Below are 12,650 nucleotides of genomic sequence, written 5' to 3' on the forward strand. Positions count from 1 at the left end.
TAAAGATGACTATTTCACGAAAAAATCCGATTGGTATCTATGAAAAAGCCCTTCCAAAGCACAGTAGCTGGAGCGAAAAATTAGCTATTGCAAAGGCGGCGGGATTTGATTTTGTCGAGATGTCGGTTGATGAAACGGACGAGCGTTTAGCCCGTTTAGATTGGAGTTTGGAGCAACGCTTAGAGTTAGTGACTGCCATCCAAAAAACGCAGGTACGCATTCCAACGATGTGCCTATCAGGTCACCGCCGTTTTCCATTTGGAAGCCATGATGAAGATACCCGTCAAAAAGCCCGTGAACTCATGACAAAAGCCATCAAATTGGCTCAAGATCTGGGTATTCGTACCATTCAATTGGCTGGCTATGATGTGTATTACGAAGAGCAAGATGAAGGTACCATTGCCCGCTTTGAAGAAGGCATGAAATGGGTCGCTGAAATTGCCGCCGCGTCTCAGGTGATGTGCGCCGTCGAAATCATGGATACGCCATTTATGAATTCGATCACTAAATGGCAGGCGCTTGCCGATAAAATTCGCTCACCGTGGTTCCAAGTTTATCCTGATGTCGGTAACTTAACCGCTTGGGGTAGTGATGTGGCTGCCGAGTTAACCAAAGGCATCGAAAATATTGTTGCTCTGCATCTGAAAGATACCTACGCCGTAACAGACAGTTGCAAAGGTCAATTCCGTGATGTGCCATTTGGCGAAGGTTGTGTGGATTTCGTGGCACTATTCAAACAGCTTAAGCAGCTCAATTATCGCGGCACCTTCTTAATTGAAATGTGGACGGAAAAAGCCGATGAACCGCTGATTGAAATCATCAAGGCGCGCCATTGGATTGAAGATAAAATGCAGCAAGCGGGTTGGGAAAACTAAGGAGCCGACAATGAGCACATTTTTCATGGGTGTCGACCTTGGGGGCACCGTGATCAAAGCGGGGATCTACAGCCCTGAAGGCCAAGAGCTGGTGGTTGCTGAGCACCCTTTTCCCACTGAAAGTCCGCAAGCTGGGTTTAGCGAACGTAATATGGAAACCCTGTGGCAAGTCACCTGTAGCGTGATCCGTGAAGCCATCGCCAAAAGCCAACTGTCCGCCGCGCAAATCGCGGGCGTCAGTTTTTCCTCTCATGGTAAAGGGCTCTATTTACTGGATAAACACGGGAAACCTGTCAGAAATGGCATTGTTTCTTCAGATTCTCGCGCACAAGCGATTGTTGATCAATGGCACCAAAATGGTACCGCAGAACAAGCCTATCCGCTGAGTTTGCAGCAACTTTGGGCATCGCATCCCGTTGCCCTGCTAAATTGGTTAAAGCAACATGAGCCAGACAGCTATCGAGATGGTCGTTATGTTTTGATGGTTCACGACTATATTCGTTATCGATTAACTGACCAGCTCACTTGCGAAGAGACCAATATTTCTGGCAGCCAACTCTATAACCCAACCACGTCCAGCTATGATCCTAAACTCTGTGAATTGTTTGGTATTGAAGAGGCTAACGACAAACTCGCACCTGTGATTAATTCTGCACAGTCAACAGGCTGCGTCACGACTCATGCCGCAAATGAGTGTGGTCTTCAAGAAGGTACGCCGGTATTTGGCGGGTTCTTCGATGTGGTGGGGGCTGCGCTTTCATCGGGTGTCAGCCAAAAAGACAAGCTAAGTGCAGTCGCTGGAACTTGGACTATCTCCACGCGAGTTTTCGATAAAATCATGCCTTCGGATTACCCATATGTGTGGGGAAAATACTGTATTCCGGGCACCTATTTTGTTCATGAAGGTAGCCCAACCTCAGCCAGTAACCTCGCTTGGTTCACTCGACACTTTTTCGACCAACGTTTGCAAGATTACAAAGTGCTCAATGCTTGCGTTGCCGAAGGGGCAACACGGCAAAACGATATTCTATTTTTCCCTTGGTTATATGGCTCTAACTATCACAGTAACCTGCATGGCGGGCTACTCGGGTTAAGCTCCCATCATACTGAAGGGGATATTGCCTACGCCATTTATCAGGGAATTGTATTTTCTCATTTGCTGCATCAAGACCGTATTGTGGGCATTGATGACTGCACTCAAGCTATCCGCTTTACCGGTGGCCCAACCAATTCAGCGTTGTGGATGCAGATGTTCTGTGATGCCAGTAATTTGCCTCTTGAAGTGGTTGATGTTCAGCAGTCAGGCTGCCAAGCCGCCGCGCTGTGCGCCGCTGTCGGTTCTGGGTATTATTCGGGGTTTGATACCGCGATTGCATCCAGCACACCAAAAATCACTGCCTATCAACCGAACCCTATTGCTCATCAACAGCTACGGGATAAGTTCGCTCGCTTTAAAGCAGTGGCAGATGCATTGAGTTGCTAACTATAAATTGCCTCCCTTAACGTTCATCGAAAGGGAGGCATAACCCATTTTCCTAACCAATTATCCCTCTCATTGTATATATATTTATCTGATAGCCAGACTTTAATATTTAATTTAACATTTCATTAACCATTCTTCATTAGCTTAAAAATACATCAAATGTTAAATACTAAAATAAATGAAATTTTTCCAAATTAATTAATTTGAACAAATTATCAGCAAGATAAAAAAATAAATTTGCTCTTAATGTGAAAAATGAAAATGCAAAAAATCAGCATAAATAAAATCATTACATTTAGTGATGTTAATAACTGCATTTAAATATGAGCAATTAACAACCGAATACTCTCAAGAAGGGTGTGGGATTTATTTAGATTAAGGGTTGGAAGCAAAAAAATCATCAAATAAATAATTAACCTATTATGTTAATAAAATCACAGTAAAAATAAAAAATCATACTTTTCATATTGATATAAACAAAAATTCGCATAGATCAGAAAATAATCATCTATAACACCCTCAATAAATATACGGTACGACTAAACGGAAATTAATTGAATGCAAATCCATCAAGTGATTATAAAATAGCTAAAAAATTTAACTTAATCTTTATTTTTTGAAGTAAAAAACAAAATCAAACTTAATCTAAATTCAGCATAATCAACTGATATTAATTATTTAGCCTTGCTTCAATTTAACCACTAAAATATTTACCTTATCTGAAATTTAGATATTTACACCTGTACACTTTTTCTGACATTAACAATTAAAATTATCAATTTCTGCTATTGATAAAATAATCCAAATTGCGACAAACCCCCAACAACACTGACCAGATCAAATAACCCACTCAAACTTTTCACTCAATTTTATTAACAAATCCTTTCGATACTTAACAATTTCAAAATATATGATAAGATCATCATCTCAATTTGAAATTATTTACTATATAAAAAACAAGATTGTTATTGAGGTTATAGATGAAAATCTCGAGAAGAAAACTATTATTAGGGGTTGGTGCTGCTGGTGTTATTGCTGGGGGCGCAGCTGTTGTCCCTATGATCCGCAGAGAAGGTCGTTTTGAAGCTACGCCATCACGCGTACCTGCAGTCGCGGGTACCGAAGGTAAATTACCAGCATCTGCTGATGCGGTCGTTATCGGTGCTGGTCTGCAAGGTATCATGACTGCGATTAACCTGAAAGAGCGCGGCTTAAACGTTGTTATCTGTGAAAAAGGCGTTGTCGGCGGCGAGCAATCTGGTCGCGCATACAGCCAGATCATCAGCTATAAAACCTCCCCAGCTATTTTCCCATTACACCACTACGGAAAAATTCAATGGCTCGGCATGAACGAAAAAATCGGTGCTGATACTAGCTACCGTGTTCAAGGCCGTGTTGAAGTTCCTTCAAGCGAAGAAGATCTGGAAGTTGCAAGAGCGTGGATCAAATCTGCGTCTGAAAACCCAGGTTTCGATACCCCGCTGAGAACCCGTATGATCGAAGGCCAAGAACTGGCTAATCGTCTGGTTGGTGCTCAATCTCCATGGAAAATTGGTGGTTTTGAAGAAGATTCTGGTAGCCTTGACCCAGAAACTGTTACCCCAGCAATGGCTAACTACGCAAAATCAATTGGTATTCCAATCTACCTGAATTGCGCAGTTCGTGGCTTAGAAACTGCAGGCGGTAAAATTTCTGACGTTGTCACTGAAAAAGGTGCAATCAAAACCTCTCAAGTCGTTCTGACTGGTGGTATTTGGTCACGTCTGTTCATGGGTAACTTAGGTGTTGATGTCCCTACTCTGAACGTTTACCTGTCTCAACAGCGTATTACTGGCGTTCCAGGCGCACCAAAAGGTAACGTCCACCTGCCAAACGGTATCCACTTCCGTGAACAAGCAGACGGTACTTACGCGGTTGCACCACGTATCTTCACCAGCTCTATCGTGAAAGATAGCTTCCTGTTAGGGCCACGCTTCCTGCACGTATTAGGCGGCGGCGAATTACCATTAGAATTCTCTATCGGTAAAGACCTGTTCAACTCATTCACTATGGCAACTTCTTGGAACTTAGACGAGAAGACTCCATTCGAAGAGTTCCGTACAGCAACTAACACGCCAAACAACGACCACTTAGATGGCGTTCTTGAGCGTCTGAGAAAAGAATTCCCAGTATTTAAAGAATCTAAAGTTGTTGAACGTTGGGGCGGTACCGTTTCTCCAACTGATGACGAGATTCCAATCATTTCTAAAGTTGAACAGTACCCAGGTCTGGTTATCAATACCGCGACTGGTTGGGGTATGACTGAAAGCCCGGCGGCTGGTCGATTAACTGCTGAATTGTTAATGGACGAGAAGACATTTATCGATCCAACGCCTTATAAACTGTCTCGTTTTAACTAATTAAAACGAAACACAATTAGATGGAACCTATCGAGCCCCTTACGGTCTTAATAGGTTCCTACTTTCATATATAAAGGAGTTATTATGCGCTACAAAACTTTACTGCTTTCCTTACCTTTAGTTTTAGGTGTAGCAACTGCAAACGCAGCAGACGATGTGAAACGTGTTCCAGTTAAAGGTTTCCCAATCGCTGAATCAGTAGAAATCAGCGCGAACAACAGCCTCATCTTCCTGAGCGGGAAAGTTCCTTCTAAAATCTCTAAAGATGCTCCAGAAGGCGTTTTAGAGTCTTACGGTAACACTGAAGTACAAACAATCAACGTTCTGAAACAAATTCAAGCGACTCTGGGTGAAATGGGTCTGACTATGAATGACGTTGTTAAAATGCAAGTTTTCTTAGTTGGTGGTGATGAAACTAAAGGAACTATGGACTTCGCTGGCTTCATGGCTGGCTACAACAAGTTCTATGAAACTGAAAAAGTAACCAATCTGCCAGCTCGTTCTACCTTCCAAGTCGCTAAACTGGCTAACCCAGCTTGGAGAGTGGAAATTGAAGTAACCGCAGTTCGCCCAGCAGCTAAAAAATAATTTTTAACTGACAACGAACGCTTAAAACGGCCGACTATTTATTTCCGCTTTGGCTTGGAAGTAAACATTAGCGGCCGTTTTTGTTTTCCTTCTCTCTGTCTCCCTTCTCTTTTATTGCCATCCACATTACTATTGTTCTTCCTTGATAAATACTTGCATCGTATTCATCCCATATTTGAATACGCTGAAACACCGGTAGGAAGGCCATGATTAAAGAATCTCTGAAAATCCACGGTAAAAAGCAGTTTGAAATCAAACAGCAAGTCTTTTTTCCTCGGAAATCAAAAGAGATCCGCTACCAAGTTGAAACCTTCTTTTTTCTTCCGGCATCGATGCAAGTTAACCCGGATCTCTACACCCCTTCAAATCTTCAGCGCAGCTTAAAAAACTATATTCGACTGCGAGCACCTACTGTGCAACTCGCTTCTATTCCTGCAGAAGGTGGGCTAGTTGATGAATTAAAAAGCTGGTTGGAACGGTTAGATCCTGAATTACCCCCAACATTAGATGAATATGAAAACCATCTAAAACGCTTTGCACTCACCTTTAAGCGCAGCGTACGGCTAACCCTGAAGATGGTCACCCAAAACGCTCAACGGCAAACTGAGGAGTATATAACGGGGATGCTGGCAGACATTGAGCATGGGCTCAAACGCTATCGAGAACTCAGCGCCTATACTGCCCCCATTGAGAGCGTGATTCAATCCAACGCTTTCGCCTATTGCGATGAGTTTATGTCCCATTACACCCTGTTTTACTTACAGGATTTATTAAAAGACAAACAGCTTCCTCTGCGCGATGAAATTCGCCATCTGTGGTATCAAGAAATGCGTTACTTGAAAAAGCTAGCACCAGATAGCTTTCCGCATGATGAAAACGATGCGGAAATGGTCACTTACCGCCGCAATTTGCTGAAAAAATATATTAATCGCTACCTCTACTTAGAGATCCGCCACAAACGAGGTCTTCCGTTACTTTTGCACTCCATTTATGGGATTGCAGCTGCAATTTCGATGATTTTCGCCACATTTATCGCCTTTATGTGGCAAGGTAAATACGGTGCGCTCAGCGCCAATTTATTCTTAGCGATGGTGATTGGTTATATCTTTAAAGATCGTTTAAAAGAGATTGGACGAGAACAGCTATACCGTCTGTTTCAACGCTGGATCCCCGACCGCCAATTGCGTATTTATCGGGAAGGAGTCAAAGAGCCGGTTGGGGTTTGTAAGGAATCATTCCGCTTTCTGAAAGAAAGCACCCTATCCCCAGATATTCATGAAATGCGACAAAAATCCCACTGGGTAAATTTGGTCAATGTGCAGCGTGTGGAAGATATTCTGTATTATCGCAAGGATGTCACCTTGCACAGCCATTCTGCGGCCTTTATGCAGACTCAATCGTCCATTGTGGATATTACGCGGGTTAATATTTCAGACTTTTTGAAATATCTCGATATTAGCTATGAAGAGTTGATGGTGAATGATGATGAACCCGTGATTATAGGCGAAAAGGTTTATCATATTTACCTGTGCCGCCGCGTCATCATGAATAAGAAAGCCTACAATGAATTAGCACGTTTAGTGGTGAATGCTGATGGTATCAAACGCCTTGAAATTCTTCAGCCGCTGGATGAGCTCGACAGCGACGAAGATATTACGATCCCGCCGCAATAATACACCGCTCCAATATCATCTATTGGAGCGGATAAAATCAGTAATACAGCGCGATCCGTTGTCCATCCAGCTCTTTAACTTCAAGCGGCGTATCGAAAATTTCCTCTAAAATCTCGGACTTCATGATCTCTTGAGGCTCGCCGTGGTAAGACAAACGTCCATTTCGCAGCGCCACGATATAGTCTGAATACACTGAAGCAAAGTTAATATCGTGGATCACCAGAATGATGGTTTTACCTAGCTCATCCGCCGCACGGCGCAGTAATTTCATCATGATCACCGCGTGCTTCATATCCAAGTTATTCAGTGGTTCATCCAGCAGCACATATTCGGTATCTTGGCATAGCACCATCGCCACATACGCACGCTGACGCTGACCGCCAGAAAGTTCATCAAGATAACGATGGCGAAACTCAGTTAAGTTCAAAAATGCCAAAGACTCGTCGATTTTCTGCTTGTCATCCAGTGTTAAGCGCCCTTTGGTATAAGGATAACGCCCGAAACCAACCAGCTCTTCCACCGTTAAACGGCTAGCAAATTGGTTTTCTTGGCGAAGTACCGATAAGCAGGTTGCGAGCTGGTCGCTTGGTGTCGTCGAGACATCCAAGTTATTCACTTTGACATAACCGTGATCCGCCGATAGTAAGCGACCAATAATCGACAACAGCGTTGATTTCCCTGCACCATTTGGACCGATGATTGAAGTGACACCGCTATTTTTAATATTGGCTGTAACGTTATCTAAGACCTTAGTATCTTGATAACTTTTCGATACCTGATGAATTTCAATCATACTAAAACCTTCTTAACACCATATAAATAAAGAATATTCCACCGACAAACTCGAGTACCACAGACAAGGTACCCGCTTTATTCAATCCATATTCAAGAACCAACTGTCCGCCCACTAATGCAATCACACCGAGTAGGAAAGAAACTGGCAATAAATAGCGATGCTGGCTGCTTCCTGCGATGTAGTAAGCCAAGTTAGCCACCATCAAGCCGAGGAACGTGAGCGGGCCCACCAGCGCCGTGGAAATTGCCACTAAGACAGAAATCAGTAATAAGATTACGGTGACTTGCTGACGGTAGTTAATCCCTAAGTTCACCGCATTAGCTTGTCCCAGTGCGAGCACGTCAAAGCAGTAACGCATACGCCAAAGCAGAATGCCCACAATCACGGTGATCACCAACGTGAATAGAATCAGCTCCGGCGTTCCTTTGGTAAAAGTCGCGAACATCCGGCTTTGCAAAATGGAAAACTCATTCGGATCCATCAATCTTTGCAATAAGGTCGCCACACTGCGAAACAAGGTTCCGAGGATAATCCCCACCATCAACACTAAGTTGATATTCATTTTGACGGAGATAAACAGCCAGCGGTACAGCAGTACAGAGAAAATCACCAGTAGAGATGATTCCAGTAAAAACTTACCAATATTCAACAGCCATGATGCGGGAAAACTATCGGTATAAAACACAAAGATAGTTTGCAGCAGGATGAACAATGCCTCTAACCCCATAATGGATGGCGTCAGAATTTTGTTATTGGCGATAGTTTGAAACAGAACCGTCGACACCCCAGAACCAAACGCCACAATGATCATTGTTAGAACGATATAACCACGATGGGGCAGGATATACGCAAGATTACTGCCCAAATTAATGGTCATGTATAAAATGATCGACAGCACTGACAGCGCAGCCAACAAACCGATGCGCTGGATTGGCGTGAACGTTCTTTTCACTGGCAAACTTAATGAATTAACTTTTTCCATAACGCTGATGCTTTAACAAGAGATAAAGGAAAATAACCGCGCCGACGACACCTAAAATCACACTCGCAGGAATTTCAAACGGATAGCGAATTAGGCGACCAATAATGTCACACAGCAGCACTAAGCCGCCACCTGCCAAACAAATCCACGGGATAGTTTTACGAATATTGTCCCCCATCATCAAGCTAATCAGGTTCGGGACAATCAATCCTAAGAATGGCAACGCACCGACAACGACCACGACCACACCGCTGATTAAGGCGATAATAGATAACCCGATGGTCATCACTTTCTGGTAATTCAAACCGACGTTAACGGAAAACTCACGCCCCATCCCTGCCACTGTAAAGCTATCGGCAATTAAACAGGCAGCCAGTGTTAAGCCACCCACCAGCCAAAGCAGCTCATAGCGACCTTGTAAAATACTGGAGAAATCGCCGCTCATCCAAGCACCTAGGGATTGAAGCAGGTCGAAATAGTAGGCAGTAAAAATGGTAAGCGCGCTGATCACGGCCCCTAGCATGATACCGACTAACGGCACTATCAGGGCGGACTTCAAAATGATCCGGCGCAAAATCAGCATAAACAGTGCGGTGCCTAGCAGTGCAAATCCGCTCGCTACCACCATTTTGGTCATGATAGAAGCTGTTGGATACAGGATCATCACGAACAGTAAACCAAGGCTCGCTGATTGCGTGGTACCCGCAAGGGAAGGTTCGATGAAACGGTTTTGGGTGAGTAGCTGCATAATCAGCCCCGCGACGCTCATGGCGCTTCCTGCGAGGATCAGGGCGGCGGTGCGAGGGATACGGCTCACGAAAAAGATATCTTGCATCTCGGGGTCGGTGAAAAGCGAAACGGGTGACACGTCACCCGCTCCAATAAACAAGCTTAATACCGCTAATACCAATAACGCGAGAATACCAAAAGAGAGATAAAGCGTTTTCATTGATTAATTCGTTTTTTTCTTCTCTAAAGCTTTGTTTACATCATCCATTAATTGGGAATAAGTTTGGATACCACCAGCGATATAAACCGCTGAAGAATCTAAATAAGCCACTTGGCCTTTTTCCCATGCAGAGGTTTTTCTAACTAATGCATTGTCTAACACGTCTGCCGCAGGTTGTGCATCTTTCGCACCAATCGCACCATCACGGTCGATAACAAATAACCAGTCTGGGTTCAGTTTTAATAACAGTTCTGAGTTCACGATATTACCGTGACGGCCAGTATCTTCAGTGAAGACATAAGCCGGTTCGAAACCTAATACATCAAAGATAAAGCCAAAACGGGAACCTGGGCCGTAAGCAGAAATTTTACCGCCGCTCACTAAGATCACCATCGCCTTGCCCGCTTCAGGGGTTTTGCCTTTGATATCATTAATTTTGTTTTTGAAGTCAGAAACGAGTTTATTCGCTTGTTCTTCTTTACCAAATAAAGAACCTAACAGCGCAGTACGCTCCATCAGGCTATCAATAAAACGTTTGTTATCAATATCCAGAGAAATCGTTGGTGCGATACCGCTTAATTTGTCATAAGCGTCGCGAGCACGGCTACCACCTAAAATCACATCAGGTTTTGCACTGCTGATAGTTTCATAAGCCGGCTCAAATAAGCTCCCGCCATTAACATATTCTGAGGTGCTATATTTCTCTAAAAACTGTGGAAAATGGGCGTTAGTTTGTGGAACACCAATCACCGGAATACCCAGCGCATCGATGATGTCTAAGGTTTCCATGTTCATCACAAACGCACGTTGTGGATGGCTAGGAATTTCAGTTTTACCTTGAGCATGTTCAACGACAATCGTTTGTTTTTCAGCTGGTTTTTCTGCTGCTGGCTGCTCGGTCGTTGGCGCTGCTGTTTGTGTTTGCTTAGCGTCATCACAACCCGCTAACGCAACAACGGATAATAGGGCAAACCCTGAAACTAATGATTTTGCGAACATCTAAATTCCTCCACCTTTCAATGTGATTATCGTTAGTCACGTCATTCATGACCCGAAGATGGCGGTCATCTTACATGAAACATAGCGCTAATGATATTAGTTTGCATTTGCATTTCGCAAAATAATGATACATCGCACAAAAACACACATTACCTATATTTAAAGCAACTTACTCACATCTTATTTTGATTAAGGAGAAAACAAATGGCTCAAGCCTGGTGGAAATCCGCGGTGGTATATCAAATCTACCCCAAAAGCTTCTATGACCATAATGGCGACGGTATTGGCGATCTTGCTGGTATCACCGCCAAGCTAGACTATATCCAATCTTTAGGCGTAAACGTGATTTGGCTATGTCCAATTTTTGAATCACCGATGAAAGATAATGGCTATGACATTGCCAACTATGACAGCGTGGATCCGGTTTTTGGCAGCAATGATGACCTTGATATTTTAATCAGCCAAGCTTCGCAGCGTGGCATTAAAATTCTGCTGGACTTGGTGCTTAATCACAGCTCAAACCAGCACCCTTGGTTCGAAGCTGCCCTTGCTGATCCCAATAGCCCTTACGCCGACTATTACCAATTTATTGAATGGGATAAACCCACTCCACCGAACAATTTACGTACCTATTTTGACTGCCCAGTCTGGACTCGAGTTCCCGATAGCAATCGCTGGTACTTCAACTCTTTCGGCCCCGAGCAACCTGATCTTAATTGGGAAAATCCACAGTTGCGCCAAGAAATTATCCAAATGATCAATCGTTGGATAGCTAAAGGGGTTGCAGGATTCCGCATTGATGCCATCGGCAATATAAAAAAATCCCCTGAAGCCCTCTCGCCTTACCAATTCCCTCCTGATCGGGAAGACGGCACGGCGTCTTTAGTTCCTTGGGTGGTTAACCAACCGGGCATCCATGAATTTTTAAAGGAGCTCGCGAGCCAAACCTTCCATCCTGCGAACTCAATGACGGTGGCTGAAATCGATGTTCCACCGCAAGATCTTGCGAATTATATTGGTGAGGACGGCTCATTCTCTATGGTGTTTGATTTCAGTATTGCGGATCTCGACATTGCCAAGCAGCCCCCGTTTTCCATTGCTCCAATCACTGGTGAACGTTTGAAACCTGTTTTTCTAAAAAGCCAGCTCACAACCCAGCAAGTTGGTTGGGGCGCGCCTTATTTAGAAAATCATGACCAACCGCGCTCACTGAACAAATTCTTACCGAAAGGCGCCATCTCCCCTGTCGCCGAAAAAATGTTGGCGATGTTCTTACTGACTCAGCGCGGCACGCCATTTATTTATCAAGGACAAGAAATTGGCATGACGAACTGCCCAATGACGCTCAACGAGCACCACGATCTGCATCTCTTTAAACTCTACCTATGGGGTCAAACGCACGGATACTCTCACACCACCATGATGAACTATTTTACCCAACGCAGCCGCGACAATGCACGAACACCATTTCAATGGAATAACCAACATCATGGCGGATTTACCACAGGCATCCCATGGTTGAAGGTTAATCCCAATTACCGCGAGATCAATGCAACGACTCAACAGCAGCACCCCGATTCACTTTTCGCGTTTTACCAGCAATTAATTACCCTACGCCGCCATTCGCCAATTAGCGATATCTTGGTTGAAGGCGAATTCTCAGAAATCAGCGCCCCTGAACCTGTTATTGCTTATCGCCGAACATTAGGCTCACGCGCCATCGATATTTACTGTAATTTCAGCGATAAACCGCAGGCTATTCACCAACATTATCGCCAAGTGCATTTAAGCAATATCGCAAGTGCCCATAATGACAATACCCATAACGACAAGCAGCAAATTATCCTACAGCCTTATCAATCAATAATTTTTGAAGTAGAGAAAAGTGAATAATTAAACAAATCAC

At 43.8% G+C, this 12,650-nt stretch carries 10 protein-coding genes; 6 read left to right on the forward strand and 4 right to left on the reverse strand.

Going from position 1 to position 12,650, the window contains the following annotated elements; translation table 11 throughout:
• The first annotated feature begins 5 nt into the window (after positions 1-5).
• The 5 genes from H0913_RS16420 (at position 6) to H0913_RS16440 (ending at position 7,018) form a co-directional block, all read left to right on the forward strand.
• A complete protein-coding gene (locus H0913_RS16420; RefSeq protein ID WP_154603180.1) occupies positions 6-875 on the forward strand; it encodes an L-ribulose-5-phosphate 3-epimerase in 870 nt (289 codons plus the stop codon).
• Positions 876-885: 10 nt separating this feature from the next.
• Positions 886-2,358 carry an FGGY-family carbohydrate kinase gene (locus H0913_RS16425; protein WP_154603181.1) on the forward strand — a complete coding sequence of 491 codons (1,473 nt, stop codon included), beginning with the start codon at positions 886-888 and terminating at the stop codon, positions 2,356-2,358.
• Positions 2,359-3,338: 980 nt separating this feature from the next.
• Entirely contained in the window at positions 3,339-4,757 is a 1,419-nt protein-coding gene (locus tag H0913_RS16430) for an NAD(P)/FAD-dependent oxidoreductase (RefSeq protein ID WP_154603182.1), read from the forward strand.
• 84 nt (positions 4,758-4,841) lie between these two features.
• Complete coding sequence (locus tag H0913_RS16435) at positions 4,842-5,345, forward strand: RidA family protein (RefSeq protein WP_036949217.1); 504 nt, start codon at positions 4,842-4,844, stop codon at positions 5,343-5,345.
• Positions 5,346-5,551: 206 nt separating this feature from the next.
• Positions 5,552-7,018 (forward strand): hypothetical protein, encoded by a 1,467-nt coding sequence (locus H0913_RS16440; protein ID WP_181477615.1) that lies wholly within the window; start codon positions 5,552-5,554, stop codon positions 7,016-7,018.
• A gap of 37 nt (positions 7,019-7,055) precedes the next feature.
• Here the strand turns inward: H0913_RS16440 and H0913_RS16445 are convergent, their stop codons facing one another.
• The 4 genes from H0913_RS16445 to H0913_RS16460 are packed head-to-tail and all read right to left on the reverse strand — an operon-like array spanning position 7,056 to position 10,744.
• Entirely contained in the window at positions 7,056-7,811 is a 756-nt protein-coding gene (locus H0913_RS16445; RefSeq protein ID WP_036949215.1) for an ABC transporter ATP-binding protein, read from the reverse strand.
• Position 7,812: 1 nt separating this feature from the next.
• The gene (locus tag H0913_RS16450) at positions 7,813-8,796 is read right to left on the reverse strand and encodes an iron chelate uptake ABC transporter family permease subunit (RefSeq protein ID WP_154603184.1); all 984 of its coding nucleotides are present in this window, start codon (positions 8,794-8,796) and stop codon (positions 7,813-7,815) included.
• Positions 8,783-9,745: an ABC transporter permease gene (locus H0913_RS16455; protein ID WP_036949213.1), complete on the reverse strand. Its 963-nt coding sequence runs from the start codon at positions 9,743-9,745 to the stop codon at positions 8,783-8,785. The genes H0913_RS16450 and H0913_RS16455 overlap by 14 nt, the downstream gene beginning before the upstream one ends.
• 3 nt (positions 9,746-9,748) lie before the next feature.
• On the reverse strand, positions 9,749-10,744 hold the full coding sequence (locus H0913_RS16460) for a siderophore ABC transporter substrate-binding protein (RefSeq protein ID WP_154603185.1): 996 nt from the start codon (positions 10,742-10,744) through the stop codon (positions 9,749-9,751).
• A gap of 204 nt (positions 10,745-10,948) precedes the next feature.
• Here H0913_RS16460 and H0913_RS16465 point away from each other — a divergent pair, with 204 nt between their 5' ends.
• Positions 10,949-12,637 carry a glycoside hydrolase family 13 protein gene (locus H0913_RS16465; protein WP_181477616.1) on the forward strand — a complete coding sequence of 563 codons (1,689 nt, stop codon included), beginning with the start codon at positions 10,949-10,951 and terminating at the stop codon, positions 12,635-12,637.
• Positions 12,638-12,650: the final 13 nt, after the last annotated feature.

The organism is Providencia rettgeri, assembly GCF_013702265.1.
In the GTDB taxonomy this organism is placed as follows: Bacteria; Pseudomonadota; Gammaproteobacteria; order Enterobacterales; family Enterobacteriaceae; genus Providencia; species Providencia zhijiangensis.

Bases quoted from the DNA above. Each gene is read 5' to 3' on its own strand.
- H0913_RS16455 (WP_036949213.1), bottom strand. From the start codon at position 9,745: ATGAAAACGCTTTATCTCTCTTTTGGTATTCTCGCGTTATTGGTATTA.
- H0913_RS16440 (WP_181477615.1), top strand. From the start codon at position 5,552: ATGATTAAAGAATCTCTGAAAATCCACGGTAAAAAGCAGTTTGAAATC.
- H0913_RS16430 (WP_154603182.1), top strand. From the start codon at position 3,339: ATGAAAATCTCGAGAAGAAAACTATTATTAGGGGTTGGTGCTGCTGGT.
- H0913_RS16445 (WP_036949215.1), bottom strand. From the start codon at position 7,811: ATGATTGAAATTCATCAGGTATCGAAAAGTTATCAAGATACTAAGGTC.
- H0913_RS16450 (WP_154603184.1), bottom strand. From the start codon at position 8,796: ATGGAAAAAGTTAATTCATTAAGTTTGCCAGTGAAAAGAACGTTCACG.
- H0913_RS16425 (WP_154603181.1), top strand. From the start codon at position 886: ATGAGCACATTTTTCATGGGTGTCGACCTTGGGGGCACCGTGATCAAA.
- H0913_RS16465 (WP_181477616.1), top strand. From the start codon at position 10,949: ATGGCTCAAGCCTGGTGGAAATCCGCGGTGGTATATCAAATCTACCCC.
- H0913_RS16435 (WP_036949217.1), top strand. From the start codon at position 4,842: ATGCGCTACAAAACTTTACTGCTTTCCTTACCTTTAGTTTTAGGTGTA.
- H0913_RS16420 (WP_154603180.1), top strand. From the start codon at position 6: ATGACTATTTCACGAAAAAATCCGATTGGTATCTATGAAAAAGCCCTT.
- H0913_RS16460 (WP_154603185.1), bottom strand. From the start codon at position 10,744: ATGTTCGCAAAATCATTAGTTTCAGGGTTTGCCCTATTATCCGTTGTT.